23 protein-coding genes, 2 tRNA genes and 1 pseudogene are annotated in these 20,835 nt (G+C 38.5%); 19 read left to right on the forward strand and 7 right to left on the reverse strand.

The window, feature by feature from the left end:
* Nucleotides 1-20: 20 nt before the first annotated feature.
* The gene (gene miaA / locus GR929_RS18760) at nucleotides 21-947 is read left to right on the forward strand and encodes a tRNA (adenosine(37)-N6)-dimethylallyltransferase MiaA (protein WP_159522753.1); all 927 of its coding nucleotides are present in this window, start codon (nucleotides 21-23) and stop codon (nucleotides 945-947) included.
* A 2-nt stretch (nucleotides 948-949) separates the two neighbouring features.
* On the opposite strand, the gene GR929_RS18765 is transcribed toward miaA, so the two are convergent.
* A complete protein-coding gene (locus GR929_RS18765) occupies nucleotides 950-1,690 on the reverse strand; it encodes an acyl-[acyl-carrier-protein] thioesterase (RefSeq protein WP_159522755.1) in 741 nt (246 codons plus the stop codon).
* 95 nt (nucleotides 1,691-1,785) lie between these two features.
* Here GR929_RS18765 and map point away from each other — a divergent pair.
* From map to GR929_RS18785, 4 genes and pseudogenes are all read left to right on the forward strand, one after another.
* Nucleotides 1,786-2,562 (forward strand): annotated as a pseudogene (gene map, locus GR929_RS18770) (type I methionyl aminopeptidase); the annotation flags it as partial.
* A gap of 76 nt (nucleotides 2,563-2,638) precedes the next feature.
* Complete coding sequence (locus GR929_RS18775) at nucleotides 2,639-3,946, forward strand: sensor histidine kinase (protein WP_159522759.1); 1,308 nt, start codon at nucleotides 2,639-2,641, stop codon at nucleotides 3,944-3,946.
* 74 nt (nucleotides 3,947-4,020) lie between these two features.
* Complete coding sequence (locus GR929_RS18780; RefSeq protein ID WP_159522761.1) at nucleotides 4,021-4,404, forward strand: co-chaperone GroES; 384 nt, start codon at nucleotides 4,021-4,023, stop codon at nucleotides 4,402-4,404.
* Between the two features lie 180 nt (nucleotides 4,405-4,584).
* Nucleotides 4,585-5,877 (forward strand): aminotransferase class I/II-fold pyridoxal phosphate-dependent enzyme, encoded by a 1,293-nt coding sequence (locus tag GR929_RS18785; RefSeq protein WP_159522763.1) that lies wholly within the window; start codon nucleotides 4,585-4,587, stop codon nucleotides 5,875-5,877.
* Nucleotides 5,878-5,932: 55 nt separating this feature from the next.
* On the opposite strand, the gene GR929_RS18790 is transcribed toward GR929_RS18785, so the two are convergent.
* Together GR929_RS18790 and udk are read right to left on the reverse strand one after the other, a co-directional pair.
* The gene (locus GR929_RS18790) at nucleotides 5,933-6,655 is read right to left on the reverse strand and encodes a 3'-5' exonuclease (RefSeq protein ID WP_159522765.1); all 723 of its coding nucleotides are present in this window, start codon (nucleotides 6,653-6,655) and stop codon (nucleotides 5,933-5,935) included.
* Between the two features lie 2 nt (nucleotides 6,656-6,657).
* Complete coding sequence (gene udk, locus GR929_RS18795) at nucleotides 6,658-7,263, reverse strand: uridine kinase (RefSeq protein ID WP_159522767.1); 606 nt, start codon at nucleotides 7,261-7,263, stop codon at nucleotides 6,658-6,660.
* Between the two features lie 133 nt (nucleotides 7,264-7,396).
* On the opposite strand from udk, the gene GR929_RS18800 reads away from it, so the two are divergent.
* The 8 genes from GR929_RS18800 (at nucleotide 7,397) to GR929_RS18835 (ending at nucleotide 12,756) form a co-directional block, all read left to right on the forward strand.
* Nucleotides 7,397-7,696: a Dabb family protein gene (locus tag GR929_RS18800; RefSeq protein ID WP_159522769.1), complete on the forward strand. Its 300-nt coding sequence runs from the start codon at nucleotides 7,397-7,399 to the stop codon at nucleotides 7,694-7,696.
* Nucleotides 7,697-7,717: 21 nt separating this feature from the next.
* Nucleotides 7,718-8,698 carry a type I phosphomannose isomerase catalytic subunit gene (locus GR929_RS18805; protein WP_159522771.1) on the forward strand — a complete coding sequence of 327 codons (981 nt, stop codon included), beginning with the start codon at nucleotides 7,718-7,720 and terminating at the stop codon, nucleotides 8,696-8,698.
* An 88-nt stretch (nucleotides 8,699-8,786) separates the two neighbouring features.
* Entirely contained in the window at nucleotides 8,787-9,374 is a 588-nt protein-coding gene (gene yihA, locus GR929_RS18810; RefSeq protein WP_159522773.1) for a ribosome biogenesis GTP-binding protein YihA/YsxC, read from the forward strand.
* Between the two features lie 157 nt (nucleotides 9,375-9,531).
* Entirely contained in the window at nucleotides 9,532-10,470 is a 939-nt protein-coding gene (locus tag GR929_RS18815; protein WP_159522775.1) for a ribose-phosphate pyrophosphokinase, read from the forward strand.
* Nucleotides 10,471-10,577: 107 nt separating this feature from the next.
* Nucleotides 10,578-11,210, forward strand: coding sequence for a 50S ribosomal protein L25/general stress protein Ctc (locus tag GR929_RS18820; protein ID WP_159522777.1), 633 nt, complete (start codon nucleotides 10,578-10,580; stop codon nucleotides 11,208-11,210).
* A 49-nt stretch (nucleotides 11,211-11,259) separates the two neighbouring features.
* On the forward strand, nucleotides 11,260-11,826 hold the full coding sequence (pth, locus tag GR929_RS18825) for an aminoacyl-tRNA hydrolase (RefSeq protein ID WP_159522779.1): 567 nt from the start codon (nucleotides 11,260-11,262) through the stop codon (nucleotides 11,824-11,826).
* Nucleotide 11,827: 1 nt separating this feature from the next.
* Nucleotides 11,828-12,211, forward strand: coding sequence for an RNA-binding S4 domain-containing protein (locus tag GR929_RS18830; RefSeq protein ID WP_159522781.1), 384 nt, complete (start codon nucleotides 11,828-11,830; stop codon nucleotides 12,209-12,211).
* Between the two features lie 2 nt (nucleotides 12,212-12,213).
* Entirely contained in the window at nucleotides 12,214-12,756 is a 543-nt protein-coding gene (locus GR929_RS18835; protein ID WP_159522783.1) for a DUF4924 family protein, read from the forward strand.
* Here GR929_RS18835 and GR929_RS18840 read toward each other — a convergent pair.
* Together GR929_RS18840 and GR929_RS18845 are read right to left on the reverse strand one after the other, a co-directional pair.
* A complete protein-coding gene (locus GR929_RS18840) occupies nucleotides 12,753-13,160 on the reverse strand; it encodes a thiol-disulfide oxidoreductase DCC family protein (protein ID WP_159522785.1) in 408 nt (135 codons plus the stop codon). The genes GR929_RS18835 and GR929_RS18840 overlap by 4 nt on opposite strands.
* Entirely contained in the window at nucleotides 13,157-14,188 is a 1,032-nt protein-coding gene (locus tag GR929_RS18845; RefSeq protein ID WP_159522787.1) for an N-acetylmuramoyl-L-alanine amidase family protein, read from the reverse strand. The genes GR929_RS18840 and GR929_RS18845 overlap by 4 nt, the downstream gene beginning before the upstream one ends.
* 111 nt (nucleotides 14,189-14,299) lie before the next feature.
* On the opposite strand from GR929_RS18845, the gene GR929_RS18850 reads away from it, so the two are divergent.
* The 6 genes from GR929_RS18850 to GR929_RS18875 all read left to right on the forward strand — a co-directional run bounded on the left by GR929_RS18850 (nucleotide 14,300) and on the right by GR929_RS18875 (nucleotide 19,752).
* Nucleotides 14,300-15,055: a 5'-nucleotidase C-terminal domain-containing protein gene (locus GR929_RS18850; protein WP_159522789.1), complete on the forward strand. Its 756-nt coding sequence runs from the start codon at nucleotides 14,300-14,302 to the stop codon at nucleotides 15,053-15,055.
* A complete protein-coding gene (locus tag GR929_RS18855; protein ID WP_159522791.1) occupies nucleotides 15,048-15,971 on the forward strand; it encodes a bifunctional metallophosphatase/5'-nucleotidase in 924 nt (307 codons plus the stop codon). The genes GR929_RS18850 and GR929_RS18855 overlap by 8 nt, the downstream gene beginning before the upstream one ends.
* Entirely contained in the window at nucleotides 15,968-17,569 is a 1,602-nt protein-coding gene (lnt, locus tag GR929_RS18860) for an apolipoprotein N-acyltransferase (RefSeq protein WP_159522793.1), read from the forward strand. The genes GR929_RS18855 and lnt overlap by 4 nt, the downstream gene beginning before the upstream one ends.
* A 575-nt stretch (nucleotides 17,570-18,144) precedes the next feature.
* Nucleotides 18,145-18,233 (forward strand) — tRNA-Ser (locus GR929_RS18865).
* Between the two features lie 15 nt (nucleotides 18,234-18,248).
* A tRNA-Pro gene (locus GR929_RS18870) sits at nucleotides 18,249-18,323 on the forward strand.
* 160 nt (nucleotides 18,324-18,483) lie between these two features.
* Complete coding sequence (locus GR929_RS18875) at nucleotides 18,484-19,752, forward strand: site-specific integrase (RefSeq protein ID WP_159522795.1); 1,269 nt, start codon at nucleotides 18,484-18,486, stop codon at nucleotides 19,750-19,752.
* A gap of 139 nt (nucleotides 19,753-19,891) precedes the next feature.
* Here the strand turns inward: GR929_RS18875 and GR929_RS18880 are convergent, their stop codons facing one another.
* Nucleotides 19,892-20,122 (reverse strand): hypothetical protein, encoded by a 231-nt coding sequence (locus GR929_RS18880; RefSeq protein ID WP_159522797.1) that lies wholly within the window; start codon nucleotides 20,120-20,122, stop codon nucleotides 19,892-19,894.
* 149 nt (nucleotides 20,123-20,271) lie between these two features.
* Nucleotides 20,272-20,820, reverse strand: a complete 549-nt coding sequence (locus GR929_RS18885) for a hypothetical protein (protein WP_159522799.1) — start codon at nucleotides 20,818-20,820, stop codon at nucleotides 20,272-20,274.
* Nucleotides 20,821-20,835: the final 15 nt, after the last annotated feature.

The following is a 20,835-nucleotide window of genomic DNA, read 5'->3' on the forward strand; positions in this document are numbered from 1 at the left end:
AACCCTAATCATAAATGTCGATGAATCAACGAAAATATCATATGCTGACCATACTTGGTCCAACAGCTTCGGGTAAAACAACAGTTGCGGCACACGCAGCTAAACTGCTTGGCGGAGAGATTGTTTCGGCAGATTCAAGACAGATTTACCGAGGTATGGATCTGGGCACAGGAAAAGATTATGAAGATTATGAAGTGGATGGACAACAGATTCCCTATCATTTGATTGATATTGTTGATGCCGGATATGAATACAATGTTTATTTATTTCATAATGAGTTCTTAAAGGCTTATAATGAAATCAATTCAAAAGGTAAATTCCCAATTCTTTGCGGGGGGAGTGGACTTTACATTGAAGCTGTTTTAAACAATTATAAACTCATACAGGTTCCTAAAAACCTGGAGTTACGCAGTCAGTTGGAAGATAAAAGTCTGGAAGAATTAGCAAAAATTCTGGAGGTGATGAAACCTGAATTGCACAATACAACTGATACCGAAAATCATCGCCGGGTGTTGAGAGCAATTGAAATTGAAACTTACATGCAGAATAACCCGGAGCTATCTGATGACATGCCACAAATCAACAGTTTGGTAGTTGGTGTGAAATTTGACCGCGAAAATCGCCGAAAACGGATTACTGAGCGGTTAAAACAACGCCTGGAAGATGGTATGCTTGATGAAGTACAACGTTTACTTGACAAAGGATTAAAACCCGAGCAGTTGACTTATTATGGCTTGGAATATAAGTATCTGACTCTTCATTTGATAGGCGAAATTTCATACGATGAAATGTTTACAAAGCTCGAAATTGCCATTCACCAATTTGCCAAGCGGCAAATGACCTGGTTTCGACGTATGGAAAAGCACGGAACTCAAATTCACTGGTTGGATGGATTTATGCCCTTGGAGGATAAGGTTTTAAATATCAGTGAATTACTCGGCTTGTAAAACTAAGCTTTACGAGTTCGCCAATGCGTATCCATACAGCACAATGGCAGTCCATCGCTTTCCCGAAAAATAGTCGATTTATAATGTAAATCATCAAGCTTTTGTGAGTCAACAGCTAGTTGATCTCCTGCCATTCCCTCTTTTAGGTAGTTAATCTCGAGGCTCGCCAGTTCATACTGATTCAAGAAATCTATTCCCAGGCAATCCAAAACACGCTCCAGGTACTTTACACTGTTGAAATGCTTATTGACATCTAAATCGCTGAACAATACAGGTCGGTAACTTAAGCCTTCTGATGCCTTGGGTGGTTTAATTCGTTTGGGATTTCGACAGGGCTGCGATTCATTCAGCCGAGGAAACGTATCCATAAAATCACGAAGTCTGACAATGCGTTTAGTTTCCACATCCAGAATTAACCAGGCTGAACTTGCTTTAAGTAATACTTCTTTGTGGGCTCCTTCTAAAATAAACTCGCGATAGGCGTACATTCCATCAGTGCCTGCCGACCAGGTGTTTAGCGTGATTTCTTCTTGCCACTCCGGGTATCGTTCAAACTCGAAATAAACTCGCGACAACACCCAGAACATGTTATTTAGTTTTAAATTGTCGTACCCCCAATCCATTACCTGAGCATGTTTCCAGGCTGCTTCAAGCATCATATTAAATAATGAAGTAACCGATGCTTTAGCGTATTGATTAGTGTGATATGAACCTATGGTATAATCTTGAATGAATTTTTTCATTTGTTGTTGTGGTATTTTTTAAACCTTTCCACAAAAATATTGTTCAGTTTTGAAAATAAAGAAGCTTTTGCGACTTTTGCGAAAATTTTTTCTACAAGATGAGTGATATTATTATAAAAACGCCCGAACAGATTGAAGGGATAAGAAAAAGTAGTCAGTTAGCGGGACAGTCATTGGTAATGATTGAGGAATTTGTGAAACCTGGGGTGAGTACAGAGTTTTTGAATGCCAGGATTGAGGAATTTGTCCGCGGTCATGGAGCCGTTCCGGCAACGATAGGTTACAATGGTTATCCCAAAGCAACCTGCATATCACTCAACGATGTTGTATGCCATGGCATACCAAGCGATAGTCAGATTTTGAAAGAAGGTGATATATTGAACATTGATGTAACCACGATTTTGAATGGTTATTATGGCGATACCAGCAAGATGTACTCGGTTGGCGAAATATCGGAGCATGCAAGCCGATTGATCAAGGCAGCCAAACATTCACTGGATCTGGGAATTCAGCAGGTGAAGCCAGGTAATTACGTTGGAAACATAGGCTTTGTGATTGGACGATATGCCAAAGCTCAAAAATACAGCGTTGTCTATGAATTCTGTGGGCATGGAGTAGGGCTGGAGTTTCACGAAGCACCTCAGGTTGATCATATTGCCCGCAAGAATACCGGAGATATTATGCAACCGGGAATGACCTTTACCATCGAACCCATGATTAACGAAGGACGGGCGTCAACAAAAGTTGATCGAGAAGATGGATGGACGGCCCGGACAAAAGATGGGAAACTTTCTGCTCAGTTCGAACACACCATTCTGGTTACCGATGATGGTTATGAAGTACTTTCGGATGTAAGTGGTGATTACCGCTAAAGTTTTATCATTTAATATTTTTTGAGTAGTGTATTAGTCTACTGAATTGGCTATTTTAGTATGAAAATATAATGCTGTGAGTAAGCTTTTTGATTACTATTTTAAATTACTACTTTTTAACACGAATGATAGCTCATACGAGTTACTGGAAGAAAAGAAGAAGAGCATTCTATTGCATCTTTTCCTCTACCTGTTTTTTTTAGCGATTAGTGTTTCCCTGGTTAGTAACATCTTTCGTGCTGATTACACAACTGCCATTTTCAATGTTAGCTGCTTGATTGTTGGATTATTGACTTTCTATTTATTGCGAAAGGGAAAAAATATATTTATTCCGTCCCTCATTTTTGTTATCGTTATTTCAGTTATTAGCACCTACTTTTTTCTAACGGGCGGGAGCAATAATTCCGGCATTGCTTTTATGTTGATGCTTCCTCTTCCGGTGATTTTAATACTTGGGAAAGAAAGAGGGCTATTGGCTTTGAGCATTTTTTTTGTGTTAAACGCGGTCGCTTATTATGGGTTAAAAGAGTTCTCTTGGAGTCCTGGTTACAACATCAGTCTCATTTGTCGGCTTTCAATTGTTTTCTTTTTTATTTCTGCAATGGCTTTTGCCAACGAATATGTTTTTGAAATCCTGTATGGCCGCTTAGAAAAAATATCATCTTCATTAAAGACCAGTCAGCAGAGGTATAAAAACCTGGCGCTAAACAGGGAAAAGTTTCTGTCTGTTATTTCACATGACTTAAGCGACCACATTGGTAGTTTCATGTCTATTTCAACGCTGTTGAATGAGCAATACGATGAGATATCAGAAGAAGACCGGATGAAATTGATTAAACAAATGGCTAATGTTTCGAAAAACAATTATAAGTTGCTCGAGGATCTGTTAAAGTGGTCAACCGTTCAGCTTGATCATATTCCATATTCTCCGACTGCTTTTAAATTGGAGAGAATCTACCGTGAGGTTATTGAGCTTTTCAATCCCTTGCTTGAAGGGAAAAAGCTCTCAATCTTTCTGAAAATGAAAAGCAACTCTGAAATATTTGCCGATTATCATATGGCGAGTGCTATCTTAAGGAATCTGGTTTCGAATGCCATAAAATTTTCGCATCTCGAAGGTGAAATACGCATTTCGGCAGTCGAAAAGGAGGATAAAATGCTGGTTACTGTTAGCGATCGTGGAATTGGTATGAGCGAAGAATTGCTGCTGCGTTTTAATTCATCACTTTCGTTTTCAAACCCGGGAACCATTCAGGAACCCGGAACAGGAATTGGATTGATTCTTACCAAAGAGTTTGTTCAGAAAAACGAAGGAGAATTATTCATTAAAAGTGTGCCAAACGAGGGTACAGAGGTTAGTTTCACCCTACCGTTGGTCGATTAAGGAATGTGGTCCTCTTTCATGAATCTGAATAATAACACACCAAGTATAAATTTTACCTTTGTAGAAAAAAAAACATGTCTCTAGTTATAGAAGAAAAGGATCTCGAAAAATTTATCATGATAGGAGATCGGGTGTTGATTAAACCCAAACACCCGAAAAACAAGACAAAATCTGGATTGTACCTTCCTCCAACTGTTCAGGAAAATGAAAAAACACAAAGTGGTTACATTGTAAAAGTAGGTCCGGGATATCCAATTCCATCAATCACTGATGAAAGTGAACCATGGGAACGGCCGAAAAATGAAGCCAAATATATTCCATTGCAGGTAAATGTTGGCGACTTGGCAATTTATCTGGCAAAGAGTGGTTTTGAAATTGAATTCAAGAAAGAAAAATATATTATTTTGCCACATGCTTCAATTTTAATGATCATTCGCGACGAAGAATTGTTAAAATAATACGAATCGTTCAATCTTCGGACTATTGTTTTGTTTGATTTTACGAATCGTAAATAAAACGATATTGATAATTTCAAATTGAAAGAAAATTAACTATTGAATCAAGTTTTTTAATAAATTGCGCCCGTTTTTGATCCAGTCAGGAATATGGAGTTTTTCTAAACTGTTAAATAATTAAATATGAATCCACAAGCTGAAGAATTAAACAAAATTATTCAAGCTAAACATCCAGTTGTTTACGATCTTTTGTCTGATAAAGGAAAGAATATCTTTTTTCCTAAGAAAGGGATTTTAGGACAAACAGCTGATGCAAAAGGCACAAAAATAAATGCCACCATTGGAGCAGCTGTTGAGGATAATGGCAGTCCAATGCGTTTGGGCAGTATTGAATCAAACGTTAAGTTAGATCCTTCATTGGTTTTTCCATATGCACCAAGCTATGGCCGTCCTGATATTCGTGCGAAATGGAAAAGCATGATTTACGAGAAAAATCCGACTTTAAGAAATAAGGAATTAAGTGTGCCTGTTGTAACCAATGCTTTAACTCACGGTGTAAGCATGGCCGGGTATCTGTTTTTAAATGAAGGCGAAAAGGTAATTGTTCCCGACTTGTTCTGGGGAAATTATAACTTGATTTTGAACCATGCCTATGGGGCTGAAGTATCCAAATTTAACCTTTTTAATGATGGTGGTTTTGACGTTGATTCATTCAAAACTAAATTAGCAGAAGGCGGAATTGGTAAAAAAGTACTGATTCTAAATTTCCCCAACAATCCGACAGGGTACACTCCAACAACGGATGAGATCAAAGACATCGTCATGGTAATTAAAGAATCAGCAGAGCAAGGCAATAAAATTGTTGTTTTCTCCGACGATGCTTATTTCGGACTGGTGTATGAAGATGGCATTGAAAAGGAAAGTATCTTTTCGTTTCTATGCGACCTGCACGAGAATGTATTGGCGCTGAAAATTGACGGTCCTACAAAAGAAGATTACGTTTGGGGATTCCGCGTAGGATTTATGACTTATGGTATTAAAGGTGGCGATACTGAATTGTATACCGCCCTTGAAGCTAAAACTGCCGGAGCTGTTCGTGGAAACATCTCCAACGCAGCAAATATCTCTCAATCGCTACTCTTGAAAGCATTTGAAGATGAAGCTTACCAAGCGCAAAAAGCGGAAAAGTTTGATATCATGAACAAACGATATCACGCAGTAAAAGAAGCACTAAAAGAAGAAAAGTATGCTGAGTATTTTACAGCATTACCATACAACTCTGGCTATTTTATGTGTGTTCAGCTTGCTGAAGGATTAGACGGAGAACAAATCCGCAAAATATTGATTAACAATTACAGCATTGGACTGATCAACTTGAATAACGTGCTGCGTGTTGCATTTTCGGCCGTAGCAGCTGCAGATGTTAACGAGTTGTTCGAAGGAATATATAATGCATGTAAAGATTCGAAGCAATAAAATAAATAATTGACTAATGATAAGTGCCTTCTCATTATTGGGGAGGCACTTTTTTTTACACGACTTCCATATTTTCCATTGGGATTATTTCCTCGCCTTTATAGCGCAGCAGTAGGTTAGCTACTGCCAAGGTATCTTTCTCGCAATATCGAATGATTCTGTCAATTTCTCCGTCATTGTAATAAACACTGGCCACCTGGCTGCCGTCAATATCGTCCTTTGGAGTTGGGATGTTGAAGACAGCACAAAGCAAGTTCAGTGACGTATAGTTTTTGTAATCGCCAAATTTCCAAAGTTGCAAGGTGTCCATTAATCGGTCTTTAACTTCCCAGGGTTTCATGCCCGCAATATCCAGCGATTTTGGAAGCGGCAGACCGTTGATCAGAGTTCGCCTGGCAATATACGGGTAGTCAAATTCTTGTCCGTTGTGGGCGCAAATTCGTCTTCCCGGATGCGACATAAATTTATTGAGCATGTCGTTAAACTGGCTTAGCAGTTTTTTCTCATTGTCATCAAAAAACGACTTAACCCGGTAGAATCGTTCCCCTTGCTTTTGTGTGACAACTCCGGCTGATATGCAAATTATTTTTCCAAATTCAGCATATATCCCGGCGCGTTCGTATACGTCGCCGGCGGTTTGATCATCAGTTCTGAAATAGGTTGATTTTTTATCCCATAACTGCTGAAATACCTCAGGTAGTTCTCCAAAATCAGGCTGTTGTGGTACCGTTTCAATATCGATAAACAGGATGTCTTCTACATTTAATTGAGTGAGCATGGTTATAGGTTTTGTTTGATGAAATTGGTGAAAATATTGATCGCCACCGTATTGTTGCCACCTTGTGGAATGATGATGTCGGCAAACCGTTTGGTGGGCTCTATAAATTGCAAATGGCTTGGTCGAACGGTTTCTTCGTATCGTGTTAGTACCTCCTCAACATTGCGTCCTCGCTCAATAATGTCGCGTTGGATAACCCGCGAAAGACGGAGATCCGAATCGCAATCGACGAAAGCTTTAATGTCCATCATTTTGCGCAACGAAGCGTTAGACAGCACTAAAATCCCTTCAACAATTAATACTGATTTTGGATGAATTGTTCGAGTAGTTTCTTGTCTGGTGCAGCTTAAATAGGAATAGGTTGGCTCTTCAATACTCTTTCCTTCCTTTAGTTCCGCCAAGTGCTTAGTTAGTAGACTAAATTCAATGGAATCAGGGTGATCAAAATTTATTTCCTTGCGTCGTTCCATTGGAATATGGCTGCTATCGCGGTAATAGGAGTCCTGCGAGATGACAGCTACTTCGTTTTGAGGTAGTTGTTCTATGATTTTTCGGACAACCGTTGTTTTGCCTGAGCCGGTTCCGCCAGCAATACCGATAATGATCATTCTTGTATAATTTTGAAGTAAAGATAAACAAGCCCAAACGTTTTTCTATATTCTAATGGTTGTTTATGGCTCTATAGTTGGAAAATATTACCTTCGCAAACGAAAAACAAACCGTAACCAAATTTTTTTTGATATGATAAATCATGTTGTTCTTTTCAAATTAAAAGGATATCCTGAAGCTGAAAAAGAAGCCGTGATCCGGAAAGTGAAATCAGCGTTGGAAGCACTAAAAAGTAAGATTGAACAAGTTAAACATTTAGAAGTTGGTTTAAATTACGAATTGAATGCAAAATCGTATGATATTTGCCTGATTTCGCATTTTGAATCGCTATCTGATTTGGATGTTTACCGTGTTCATCCGGAGCATTTAAAAGTGGTGGAGCTGATTAATGAAACTACAGTAGAACGTGCAGCAGTTGATTTTGAGTTCTAAAAAAAACATTAAAACCAATCAATGAAAAGCTTATATCCTTTGAAGTTTAAATCCCAGTTTATGGATAAAATCTGGGGTGGAAATAAGATTAAAACACATCTAGGAAAAGATTTTGGGAATTTGCCCAATTGTGGCGAAAGTTGGGAAATATCCGGAGTTCAGGATCATGTGTCGGTAGTTGAGAATGGCTTTTTGGCAGGAAATAGCCTGGAAGAGCTGATTGAAATATACATGGGCGAATTGGTCGGTGACAAAGTGTATGAGAAATTTGGTGTCGAGTTTCCACTTTTAATTAAGTTTATTGATGCGAATGATGATCTTTCTATCCAGGTACATCCTGATGATGAGCTGTCGAAAAAACGGCATCAGGCTTTCGGGAAGACTGAGATGTGGTATGTGATGCAGGCTGATAAAGGGGCTAAACTGAACCTGGGCTTTAAAAGTGAATTGACACAAGATCAATACCTGGAAAAATTCAATGCTGGTCAACTCATGGAAATTCTCAACTTTGAGGAGGTAAGCGAAGGAGACGTGTTGTTTATGCCGGCAGGTCGTGTACATGCAATTGGCCGTGGCGTGATGGTTGCAGAGATTCAGCAAACTTCTGATGTCACCTATCGTATTTACGATTACGACCGAAAAGATGCGCAGGGGAATGGGCGTGAGTTGCATACCGAGTTAGCTTTGGATGCCATTGATTTCGCAGTACCGGAGTCTTATAAAACGGATTATACACCGAAGCAAAATGAACCGGTAGAAGTTGTAACGTGTGACTACTTTACAACAAATGTGCTTGAGTTAGATCAAAAACTGGAGCGCGACTTTCATAAAAAGGATACTTTTGTGATTTACATTTGCCTGGAAGGAGATTTGGAAATTGAATATCAGGAAGGACTTGAAACGGTTAAGAAAGGTGATACAATACTGGTTCCTGCGGCTTTGGAGCATTTTATCCTCACCCCACAAAGTAAAGGTGTAAAGCTATTGGAAGTTTATTTGTAATAGAGAATTAATCTCGCTGGTCATTGCTGCTGATATTTATTACAGTAATTACTGACACCGAATTTGGAACTTGAAATTTATTGAAGTTATGGAGATAAAAAATGCCCGGTTTTTAATGAGTAATTCAGATGTCAGTAAATGTCCAGCTCCCAATAAGCCGGAATTTGCTTTTATTGGCCGGTCAAATGTGGGCAAATCTTCGTTGATCAATATGATGACCGGGCAGAAAAAATTAGCCAAAACTTCTTCGCGCCCGGGGAAGACTCAGTTAATTAATCATTTTGTAATCAATGATGATTGGTATTTGGTTGATTTACCTGGTTACGGTTATGCCAAAGTTTCGAAAAAAAGCAAACAGAAATTTCAAGCTTATATTGTCGATTATGTGTTGAAAAGACAAAGTCTGTATTGCCTGTTTGTTTTGATCGATTGCAGACATGAGCCTCAGCAAATCGACCTGGAATTTATTAATTGGTTGGGTGAAAAAGAGGTGCCTTTTGCTTTAATCTTCACTAAAGCTGATAAGCTTGGGACGAACCAATTAGCCAAAAATATGACAGAGTACAAGGAAACGCTATTGAAGCAGTGGGAGGAACTACCTCCTGTTCTGGTTAGTTCGGCAGAAAATGGCATGGGGCGAGAAGAAATATTAAACTTCATTGAGCAAAGTATCTGAATTAGTTTTTTTTCTGTTAGAAAACAGGGATTTATGCTATTCGTGAAGTGCTTTGTATGCAATTTAAATGAACTTCCAATTCATACAGGTAAAGATATTTTAAAGATTTTTTTACCTTTGCCCGCGATCCCAAGCTACATAAATTAAAAGAAAAAAAATGTCAAAAAAGGCTCCGTTAAAGATTTTTACAGGTACGGCAACAAAGTATCTAACTACAGAGATTTGTAAAAGTGTTAATGTTGACCTGGGAAAATCTTCCTGTCCTGTTTTTGCAGATGGTGAGTTTGAACCCTGTTTTGAAGAAACAATCCGTGGAGCGCATGTTTTTCTGGTGCAATCAACCTTCCCTACAGCCGACAACTTATTGGAGCTGTTGTTGATGATAGACGCGGCCAAAAGAGCTTCAGCGTATAAAATTATTGCTTGTATCCCATATTTTGGGTATGCTCGCCAGGATAGAAAGGATAAACCACGGGTTTCTATTGGAGCAAAGTTAATGGCCGATCTGCTTTCAGCAGCTGGAGTCGATCGCATTATCACCATGGATTTGCACGCTGATCAAATTCAGGGGTTCTTTAATGTTCCTGTTGATCACTTGTTTGCCTCAGCGATGTTTATTCCTTTTATTAAGAAAATGGGATTACGTGATATTGTGATTGCTTCGCCAGATGTTGGTGGAACGAAACGAGCCAATACTTATGCTCGAATGCTTGGAACCGATATGGTAATATGTCACAAGTCGAGAGCTAAAGCTAATGTTGTAGGAAGCATGACCTTGATTGGTGACGTGCGTGACAAAGATGTGATTATTGTTGATGACTTGATTGATACAGCAGGAACAATAACTAAGGCGGCTGGTTTGATGATCAAAGAAGGAGCAAATTCGGTTCGGGCATTTGCTGCTCATGGTTTACTCTCAGAGCCTGCATACGAACGAATCGAAGAATCTGCATTGCAGGAGGTTTACTTCACCAATTCGATACCACCCAAAAAGGAATCAAAAAAAATTAAATATATTTCAGTAGCCGAAGCGTTTGGAGAGGCTATTCAGCGAGTGTATAGAAATGAGTCAATAAGTTCGCTTTTCTTTAAATAATTTGATACATTTGCACCGCTTTTTCAACGGCATAGTAGTTATGTATGCTGTTTGCCCTTTTATAAAAAAAGGGAGGGCTGAGTACCATAATTTAAAAATATTAAAAAATGAAATCAATTGAAGTTAAAGGCCATTTAAGAGAAGGTCTTGGAAAAAAAGAATCGAAAAAATTAAGAAGTGAAGGAAAAGTTCCATGTGTTTTGTATGGAAATGAGGAACCAATTCATTTTTATGCAGATGCAGCTGCTTTTCGTCCATTAGTATATACACCAAACGTATATCTGCTTGATTTGGATATTGACGGAACTGTTTATAAAGCAATTATGCAAGATGTTCAATTTCATCCGGTTGATGATCAGGTGCTTCATGTTGACTTTTTGAAAACGACCGATGAAAAACCAGTTAAAATTGAAGTTCCGATTAAAGTTTCGGGTTATGCAAAAGGTATGAAAACCGGTGGTAAGTTGAAAGTGAACCTACGCCGTTTGAAAGTTAAAGCTTTAGCAAAAGACCTTCCTGATACGATCAAGATCGACATTACTAATCTTGAGTTGGGAGATAGCTTTAAAGTTGGCTCACTGGAAATGGAGAATATCGAATTCTTGAATAACAAATCAGTGCCTGTTGTTTCTATTGTTATTACACGTGCTGCCCGTGCAGCGCTTGGGTTAGCACCTCTTCCAGAGGATGAGCCTGAAGAAGTAGAAACTGAAGGAGCAGAAGCAGCTTCTGAAGAATAGGGAATTTCCCTTTGCATACGTTACTGTCAGATAAAATGAATACCAACGTATGAAATATTTAATAGTAGGACTAGGAAATCCGGGTAGTGAATATGAAAATACCCGGCACAACATAGGATTTAAAATATTGGACGCTCTAGCTGATGCGTCCAATATTGTTTTTAGCGATAAGCGTTATGGCTTTATTGCTGAATACAAATTCAAGGGGCGAACATTTGTTTTGCTGAAGCCAACCACTTTTATGAATTTGAGTGGAAAGGCTGTGAATTATTGGTTGCAGAAGGAGAAGATAAGTTTCGACAATCTTTTGATTCTGACCGATGACTTGGCGCTGCCTTTTGGTACGCTTCGCTTACGTGCCAAAGGTGGAGATGCCGGACACAATGGTCTTAAAGATATCCAACAGGTAATGGGGCGAAGCGACTATGCCCGACTTCGATTTGGTATTGGTAGTGATTTTCGTCCTGGGCAGCAGGTGGATTATGTGCTTGAAGAATGGAGCAAAGACGAAGCTGCTGAACTGCCTCTGAAAATAGATACCTGTATAGAAATTATCAAAAGCTACGGCACAATTGGTGTTGCCCGGACAATGAATCAATTCAATAAACGAAAATGACATGGGTGATCAGGTTCGTGTTGATAAATGGCTATGGGCTGTGCGGGTATTTAAAACCAGAAGTGCAGCAACAGAAGCCGTTAAGAAAGGTCGGATTTCAATTGACGATTTGCCCGTAAAACCATCGCGAAACATAAAAATAGGGGACGTTATTAAAGTTCGTAAATCTCCGGTAACCTATAGTTATAAGGTATTAAAACTCGCAGGGAAACGAATGGGGGCGAAGCTTATTGATGACTTTGTGGAGGATGTAACACCAAAAGAAGAGCTGGAAATACTGGAAGTGCAAAAGAATATGGGTTGGTTTAACCGTCAACGTGGAACAGGCCGCCCAACAAAAAAGGAAAGAAGAGATTTAGATGACTTCTTTCAAGGAGACGAGTAATCATGTTAATTGCCAAAGAAAAAAGGAAGACAAATATTGCAGAGTATATTCTATACCTGTGGCAGGTTGAGGATTTGCTGCGCGCATTGAAATTTGATCTTGATCAAATTGGCAAAAGTTTAGTTTCCCGGTTTGATGTTGATGACGATACGCGTCTCGAAATTTTCGATTGGTACCGTAATTTGGCTACCATGATGGAGAAGGAACGAGTTACAAAGACCGGACATTTGCAGTTTATCCTGAACTTGATTGATGATCTGAATGAATTTCACATCAAGCTATTGCAAACAGGCAAGGATCGTCAGTACCCTGCATTATTTCAACTAGCTAAACCCGTGTTGAACGAATTTAAATCAAAGAGCCTGGAAAAGGAGGATAACGATATTCGATTGGGATTTCAAGCTTTGTACAGCATTATTCTATTGCGCCTGCAAAACAAGGAGATTTCCGCTACTACACAATCTGCTGTCGACCATATTAGTAAACTGATGGGGCATTTGTCTGCCCGTTATCTTCAGCACGAGCGAGGCAAATTCGAGTTTTAGAGAAAACGATCTTTGTCGTCGGCTGATGGAATCATACAGCTGTTTCGTTTTCCAAACCAATGAAAACGATTTTTAGCAACCCACCGATAGATTTGATCGCGCCACTTTCGTGGAAGTATTTTAAATACCAGTGCGAGTTTAAAAAAACCTCCCAGCTCGTTTGCAATACCCAAGGCTGCGTTCGATTGGATATAGTAATGTTTATTTTGAATTAGAATAATTGAATCAATGCCTGAAGGGATATTGAATTGATCGATTAATTCTCGGCCTGCGTCACTGCTTAACGGACAAAATAAAAACTTCTTTTCGTTGTCATGCTTTAGAATCGTCTGCACCGACCGACTGCATAAATGGCAGTATCCGTCAAACAGGACAATGCTTTTAGGCTTGGGAATTTGAATCATTTGTTGTTTTTAAAATCGAGCAATAAACCTTCGGCAAGCCAGTTTGCTAGTGCTTGCCGATTATTGTTGCGTATAAATCTTTGCTGATCGCGATAGTGATTGATATTTCCCAATTCAATAAAAACGGCGGGAGGGTAACTGTACTTCAATACGTATAAATTCCGATCTGAAATTGTTCCATGATATCCCCGGTTGGGTTGATGAGTGTCGTATTTCTTTTTAAAAGTCTGCTGTAGGTTGCTGGCTAATTTTTTTCCTGTTTTACTGCGTTTGTCATGATAGAAAAAAACATCGATATTTTCTCCTCTGCTTCTCGAATCTACATGAGTAATGATTAGCCTTTGAAAGCTTCCTTTGTGCTTAATGTAAAGCTTGTTTACAGCGTCTTTTCGTTGTCTAAGTCGTCTTACCTGATTTCGGGGTATTGTATGGTTTGGGTAGCACTTTTCATCTTTGTCAGGAGTTAAGTAGCTGTCATCCCTGATACCATCATTTTCATCCCTGATAATCATATAAACCAAGGCGCCATGTTCGATCAACCTACGGGCAAGCCTTAACGTCACATCGTACGCATACTCATCTTCGCAAAGCGTATGATTGCCGTAGCGACCAACAGCTCCGGGGTCTGGGCCGCCATGGCCGCTTACTAAATAGTAAACAGCACCATTTAAGGCATTGTCAATTGGAATGACTTTTTCGTATGCTTTTCCGAAAATCGAATAGGTAGCTCCGCTTACAGGTATGCTATTTGTCATTTCTGCTTCAATAGGTAACGAATAGCTTTGACCCGCAAATAAGGTGTTGTTTCTGCCCAGTTTACTTTTATTTAGCTCAATAAATGGGTTAAAGTGATCTGAAGGAGACAGTCCATTCCGTTTTAGTAAACTGTAAATTCCGTCTCCTTTTTGGGCAACAACTGTTTTATATTCTTGCGCCAGGATGTTGGTTGTAAGGAGAAGGAACAACAAAAACAAACGGAAATATTTATACGAAAAGCTGATTCTATTATCTGAAAATTTGTTTTTCATGTATTTTCACAATGTTTTAATAAGAACGAAATGTTAAGTTTAATGTTTATATTTAATATTGAGAACGTAATTTTGAATAAAGCTATTTTATATTCCGTAAAAATAAAACGAATGCGAAGCACAGTTTTCATCATCGGATTGTTAATAATCATGGGTTCCTGTAAGACGTCTCTGAATATCAGTGATGTAGAGGGTGGGAATATCCCTGTTGCTTCAACCGAACTATCTGCCGATTCTTCAATTATTCTGATGGTTATGCCCTATAAACTCAATTTGGAGAGCGATATGTCGAAAGTAATTTCAATCTCGAACGAAGAATTGGTTGCCGGAAAGCCTGAAAGCAAGTTGACTAATTTGATGGCAGACCTCATCCTGCAATCGGGGGGTGCTTATTGTAAAATAAATAATAAAAATTTTAGACCGGATATGGCTTTTGTGAACTACGGTGGCTTGCGTTCGTCGTTGCCAAAAGGACAGATTACTGTGGGAGATATTTATGAGTTGATGCCTTTTGAAAATACCATGGTTTTATTAAAAGTTGACGGCGAAACTATGTACGAGTTTGTCAGTCAAATCGCAAGTCGTGGAGGTGATGGAGTTGCTGGCATTCAATTGGGAGTAAATGATGATTCTATCGGAACGCTTCTCGTTGGAGGAAAGCCATTTGATAGATCGAAAGATTTCTGGATTGTAACCAACGACTATGTGGCAGCGGGAGGTGATAATATGAGTATGTTGTTGGATCGAAAGCAATTTATAAGTACAGGATTAAAAATTCGCGATTTGGTGATTGATAGTCTGAATGAACAGTTTAAAAGGGGTAAGCGTATACAGATTCAACTTGACGGGAGGATGTATTATGAATAGCAGGAGGAAGTTTTTAAGAGATTTAGCGGGAGTTTCAGCCGGTGTTGGTTTATCTGCTTTGCCATACGATTTATTGGCTAAGCAGGATCTGGAAAGTTTGACAATTCTTCACACCAACGATATTCACTGCCATATTGATCCCTTTCCTGAAGATAATTCGACTTATCGGGGGCGGGGAGGCTTAGCCCGAATGGCTGGAATGATTAATCGAATTAAAGAAGCGAATGACAATGTTTTGTTACTCGATGCGGGTGATATGTTTCAGGGTACTCCTTATTTTAACTATTATAAAGGTGAGCTGATATTGAAGGTTATGTCAGAAATGGGATATGATGCTTCGACTATTGGAAACCATGAATTTGATAATGGACTTGAAGGTATTGAGAATTCTATTGACTTCGCAAATTTTCCATTTGTATGCAGTAACTACGATTTTTCAAATACACGTCTTTTTAACGTTTTTCCTGAGTTTACAGTATTCCGTAAGAGTGGTATCAAGGTGGGCGTTTATGGTTTAGGCATTGAGTTAGAAGGCTTGGTTAGTGAGCGCAATTACCAGGAGACAATATACCGAGACCCGGTAAAGATCGCACTCGAAAAGGAAGACTTTCTGAAGCATGAGAAAGGTTGCGATGTCGTCATTTGCTTATCTCACCTTGGACTGGAGTATACGGAATCGAAAATTTCGGATAAACTGCTGGCGGCAGAAACTCATCATACCGATTTGATTATTGGAGGGCATACACATACATTTCTGGATGCGCCATTGGAGCTGAGAAATGCAGATGGTAATCGGATTATTGTCAATCAGGCAGGCTGGGGAGGAATGGCTCTGGGCCGGATTGATTTTATTTTTGATCGAAATAGAAATACCAAAGAAGCGATTCTTACTCAGAATTCGCTGACCGATTTATGAAAAAAAAACACTTCGTCTTATTGTCGATATTGAGTGGAGTCTTGCTAAGTCTTCCATGGTTTACAGCCGCTGCAGGGTGGGTTTTGTTATTTGCTTTTGTTCCGCTGTTGTTGGTCGAAGATTTTTTTTGTAGCAACAAAGAACAAAATTCTCACATTGAGTTTTTAGGCTATTCCTTTTTAAGCTTTTTGACTTGGAATTTACTTTCCTGTTACTGGATCGGACGGGCGGTTCCTTTTGGAATGATTGTCATTGTTACACTCAACGCATTGTTGATGTCTGCTGCTTGGTGGATGTTTCATCGTATGAAGCGAGAGTTCAATGTAAATCTTGCTAATATTTCACTGCTTGCTTTTTGGCTTGCCTTCGAATATTTACATTTCAATTGGGACATGGAATGGCCGTGGCTAACTTTAGGTAATGGATTTGCCAACCAAGTGAGACTGATACAATGGTATGAATTCACCGGAGTTTTGGGTGGCTCGCTTTTGATTTTGGCAGCCAATCTTATTCTATTGAGCTTCCTGAAAAATGTTCTCAAAAAGCAGATTTTTCAGGCTGTGTTTTATTTGTTTGTATTCTGCGCTGTTATTTTTATACCATTCATTTGGTCGAATCATTATTATCTGAATTATGTAGAGACAGGAGAAAAATATGACGTTTTGGTTCTTCAGCCTAATGTTGACCCATACACCGAAAAGTTTGACGATAAGCAACGTGAAAAACAGATCGCTACTTTGTTGGAACTAACTGACTCATTATTGAATAAGAATACAGCTCTTGTGATTGCTCCGGAAACTGCTCTGCCAACGTTAACTGAAAATGACAGTTTACTCACCCGGTCTTCGATATTTCAGTTTCGCAAACTGGCACAACAAAGTCCGCTGGTCAGCTTTGTAGTTGGTGTAAATACCCTGAAATACTATAGTGGTGACGAAAAACTTTCCAAAACAGCTCGATGGGACGCTGATCGAAATCAATACTTTGATATCTATAATTCAGCCTTGCTGGTCAATGAAAATCCTTTTGTGCAGATTTATCACAAAGGGAAGTTGGTTAGTGGGGTTGAGAAGATGCCTTTCAGTAAATATTTTTCGTTTATCGAACGATATATCGTTGATTTGGGCGGGGCAACCGGTAGTCTTGGAAGGCAAAATACACCAACAATTTTCATAACTAATTCAGGCTTAAAAGTAGCTCCCGTCATTTGTTTTGAATCAGTTTTTGGACAGTACATTAGCACAAACGTGATGAATGGTGCCGAATTGATTGTGATGCTGACCGATGATGGTTGGTGGGAAGGGACAATTGGTTATCGTCAACATTTAGCGATTTCGAGCCTACGAGCGATTGAGACAAGAAGAAGTATTGCACGTTCAGCCAATACCGGTATTTCAGCATTGATAAACCAGCGGGGAGATATTCTGAAAAAAACGACGTATGGCGTAAAAACAGCTATGAAAGGTAATTTGAGAGCCAATGAGAAACTAACTTTTTACGTAAAATATGGAGATTACCTTGGACGAATAAGTGCCTTCGTTACTGTATTGTTATTGCTATATTTTTTTGTTCAGAAGAGAATAAAAGAAGGTAACTAAAAAGAAAAAAATCCGCATTAATTCGTTTGTGTAAAATCCCTAAAAATAAGGATTTGAGTGCCTGAACGATCAGACTTCCACCGGTAGTAAACTACTCACCCCGAATACTCGGGGCTACAAGGCCTGTCTTTACGTCCATAAGCTTTCTCGGTTCGATATAAACTGTTGAATTTACCAAATTTGAACTAATGCGGACAATATCTTTGTGAAAGAACGTTTTCTTAGATCAAATATAGTTTTAGGATGCTGACTTTCCAAGTAAAATGTGGGATTTTATAACATTTTAAGAATATCTCATTGATTTATAATACGATCGGATAAGGCAATGTTTTTCGAGATTAACTTTCTTATTTTTTCTGCGTACAAATGCCCTCGAAACCCTTGTTGTTATTGTTTTTGCTTGGCAATAAGCCACTTTGCTTTTAAGGGGTGAAAATGATTTGTTTTTTTGTCGAAATAATTTTGCGAAAGAAAAAAGTAGTTCTATATTTGCACGCACATTCACAAAGGGGTAAGCCTAGAGTGGAACAGTTCTAAAGAGAATTAAGGAGAAAAAATTTAGTCACGATATTTCAGGAGAGATGGGTGAGTGGCTGAAACCACCAGTTTGCTAAACTGGCGTACTTCGCAAGGGGTACCGGGGGTTCGAATCCCCCTCTCTCCGCATTAAAATATTTTTCGGGATGTAGCGCAGTCCGGTTAGCGCACCTGCTTTGGGAGCAGGGGGTCCCAGGTTCGAATCCTGGTATCCCGACAGATTGGGAAACTCTTACAAACCCTACCAAGCAAGGCTTTTGGTAGGGTTTTTGGTTTATATATGGTGAGGTTATTTTATTTTTTATCTCTTTTTTATGGGTGTTTTTGATGCAAAAAGGGTAATTTAGTTTCATTATTCATGCAAAATTCATGCAAAAATGGCTTCAGTAAAACCTTATTTCGACACCCGGTCAGAACGAAAAGATGGAACTTACCCGTTAAAATTAGCTGTTACTCATAAAGGGTCATTTACAGTTAATTTGAAAATATACCTCAAGAAAAATCAGTGGGACGGGGTGCAAATTGTCAATCATCCGCAAAAGAGAAAGCTCAACCAGGGGTTCAGCAATAAACTACAAACGGCCAAGACAAACATTATTAACCTGCATTCGTCGGGTGAAATACGTTTTTTAAGCAATAAGGAGTTGAAGCTAATCATTCAGACTGGCGATATAAAGGCTGAATCGAACGAATCAGGATATAAACTGGCTGAACACTTTAAAAGATACATAGCGGCGGCCAACAAGCCTAAAACGGCTGAAACATACCAATACACACTTGACAAGATTAATTTATTTTCGGAAGGGGTGATGTTTAATGAAGTAGATTACGGGTGGTTAAAGGAATTTGAGCGTTTTTTATCTACCGGATCGGGGATAAATGCGAGGTCAATTCATTTAAGAAATATAAGGGCAGTTTTTAACGATGCCATTAAATACCGGTTGGTATCACAAAACATTTACCCATTTAGGGAGTTTAAAATTAAGAGCGAAAAAACAGCCAAGCGATCACTTACTGTTGAAGAATTGAATTTAATTCGGTTTTTCCCGGTGGAACCTCACCAAGAGAAATACAGAGACTTTTTTATGCTTGTTTTTTACCTGATTGGAATAAATGTAATTGATTTGGTGAATTTGAAGGAAATTAAAAATGGAAGGATAAACTATAAGCGGGAGAAAACGGGCAAGCAGTATGATATTAAAGTGCTTCCAGAAGCGATGGAGTTGATAGAAAAATATAAAGGCTCCGATTTTTTACTTTTCCCGATGGATGGATATTCAGATTACAGAGATTTCAGGCACCGGTTAAATGAAAATTTGAAAGAGATTGGTTTTTTAGAAAGGAAGGGACCAGGAGGGAAGAAAATAAGAACCCCGTTTTTTACAAATCTGTCTACTTATTGGGCACGGCATAGCTGGGCGACCATAGCATCAAAAAACGGGGTTCCGAAGGATGTAATTTCGGCTGCCCTGGGGCATGAAATAGGGAGTAAAACAACCTCTATTTATATTGACTATGATCAGGACTTGGTAGACAAGGCTAACCGAAAGGTTGTTGATTATTTGAATAAAAGTTCTTGCTTGAATCCTTATGTGTTATTCGCTAAAGAAAAAACAAGAATTGATTTTGAAAGGATTGATTTATAAGGTGTTTCTGGATGGTGAGTTTATTCGCACGTTGTGCTTCATTAAAACGCCACTTCGTTAAGCACAACACGCAATAAAAATAATTGGCTGTGCTTCGTGCGAAAGTTTCTGCGTAATTTGTAGGAATAAAAACAAAAGCCTACCGCGCATTTGTAGTCATCCATCCAGTCTCCCACTTTTGTATTTTACTCCAAAATTCTCCGTGTTTAGTTCCCATATTATACCCATTTTCATCACGAATAACACCATCTTTCATTTTTAAGTATTCATTATCCGAATAATATTCATGGCATATCTTATGCCCCTTCTCCATTAGGTTATAAGCTTCATCTTTACTTATATTGCTGTGCATTTCTGTTCTAATATCCATCGCTATTTTTGTTTTTATTTGTGTTTCAATTCAACTTTTCTGCAAACTCGGATAAGCCAACTATTCTTATTGCCATCCGTTGTGTGCAAGTGCTACGATAGAGCATTTAATCAACAGTTGCAGCAACTTGACCATAATTAAATATTTTTTCACCACTCGCTTTGGTTTTTTTCAAAACCATTAAAATATTCAGTTATCCACTTTTTTATAGCACCGATATTTTGAGTAGATAATGAATCATTTTCAAATTCATGTATAGTTTTAAATATCTGAAATGTTTCTCCGCTTACCTCTCTTAGTGCTAATCTATCATGCGCCCAAACTTTGCACAATTGATATTTTGTTTTATTATTTGAAAACGATTGAACAAATTTCTGAAGATTGTCTCTCATTTTTTCATTTCTTAACTTTCTATTGTGTATTTTTTCTGCATTGGTTGTATATTCATAAATATTACACAACTTCTTAACCTTACAATTATCAATACAAACATACGGGGCTATTTCCCATCTGCCGAAATCACCCATCTGTCCACTGTCATGATAAAGTTTAATGTTGGTAATTTGAAATATACCATCGTCATAATTTGATAATGTATCCTCAATGTTCTCCATATCTACATAATCGTCCGATATTTCAATGTCAGATTCTATTACATCAATAAATCCATTGCTTTTTATAAGAGTTATTTTATCCATCGCTAAAAAATATTT

The sequence above is a fragment of the Sunxiuqinia indica genome, from assembly GCF_009847015.1.
GTDB classification, from domain to species: domain Bacteria; phylum Bacteroidota; class Bacteroidia; order Bacteroidales; family Prolixibacteraceae; genus Sunxiuqinia; species Sunxiuqinia indica.

Coding starts and splice junctions, on each gene's coding strand:
- miaA (WP_159522753.1), top strand. CDS start 21: ATGAATCAACGAAAATATCATATGCTGACCATACTTGGTCCAACAGCT.
- GR929_RS18765 (WP_159522755.1), bottom strand. CDS start 1,690: ATGAAAAAATTCATTCAAGATTATACCATAGGTTCATATCACACTAAT.
- GR929_RS18780 (WP_159522761.1), top strand. CDS start 4,021: ATGTCTCTAGTTATAGAAGAAAAGGATCTCGAAAAATTTATCATGATA.
- GR929_RS18785 (WP_159522763.1), top strand. CDS start 4,585: ATGAATCCACAAGCTGAAGAATTAAACAAAATTATTCAAGCTAAACAT.
- GR929_RS18790 (WP_159522765.1), bottom strand. CDS start 6,655: ATGCTCACTCAATTAAATGTAGAAGACATCCTGTTTATCGATATTGAA.
- udk (WP_159522767.1), bottom strand. CDS start 7,263: ATGATCATTATCGGTATTGCTGGCGGAACCGGCTCAGGCAAAACAACG.
- GR929_RS18800 (WP_159522769.1), top strand. CDS start 7,397: ATGATAAATCATGTTGTTCTTTTCAAATTAAAAGGATATCCTGAAGCT.
- GR929_RS18805 (WP_159522771.1), top strand. CDS start 7,718: ATGAAAAGCTTATATCCTTTGAAGTTTAAATCCCAGTTTATGGATAAA.
- yihA (WP_159522773.1), top strand. CDS start 8,787: ATGGAGATAAAAAATGCCCGGTTTTTAATGAGTAATTCAGATGTCAGT.
- GR929_RS18815 (WP_159522775.1), top strand. CDS start 9,532: ATGTCAAAAAAGGCTCCGTTAAAGATTTTTACAGGTACGGCAACAAAG.
- GR929_RS18820 (WP_159522777.1), top strand. CDS start 10,578: ATGAAATCAATTGAAGTTAAAGGCCATTTAAGAGAAGGTCTTGGAAAA.
- pth (WP_159522779.1), top strand. CDS start 11,260: ATGAAATATTTAATAGTAGGACTAGGAAATCCGGGTAGTGAATATGAA.
- GR929_RS18830 (WP_159522781.1), top strand. CDS start 11,828: ATGGGTGATCAGGTTCGTGTTGATAAATGGCTATGGGCTGTGCGGGTA.
- GR929_RS18835 (WP_159522783.1), top strand. CDS start 12,214: ATGTTAATTGCCAAAGAAAAAAGGAAGACAAATATTGCAGAGTATATT.
- GR929_RS18840 (WP_159522785.1), bottom strand. CDS start 13,160: ATGATTCAAATTCCCAAGCCTAAAAGCATTGTCCTGTTTGACGGATAC.
- GR929_RS18845 (WP_159522787.1), bottom strand. CDS start 14,188: ATGAAAAACAAATTTTCAGATAATAGAATCAGCTTTTCGTATAAATAT.
- GR929_RS18850 (WP_159522789.1), top strand. CDS start 14,300: ATGCGAAGCACAGTTTTCATCATCGGATTGTTAATAATCATGGGTTCC.
- GR929_RS18855 (WP_159522791.1), top strand. CDS start 15,048: ATGAATAGCAGGAGGAAGTTTTTAAGAGATTTAGCGGGAGTTTCAGCC.
- lnt (WP_159522793.1), top strand. CDS start 15,968: ATGAAAAAAAAACACTTCGTCTTATTGTCGATATTGAGTGGAGTCTTG.
- GR929_RS18875 (WP_159522795.1), top strand. CDS start 18,484: ATGGCTTCAGTAAAACCTTATTTCGACACCCGGTCAGAACGAAAAGAT.
- GR929_RS18880 (WP_159522797.1), bottom strand. CDS start 20,122: ATGGATATTAGAACAGAAATGCACAGCAATATAAGTAAAGATGAAGCT.
- GR929_RS18885 (WP_159522799.1), bottom strand. CDS start 20,820: ATGGATAAAATAACTCTTATAAAAAGCAATGGATTTATTGATGTAATA.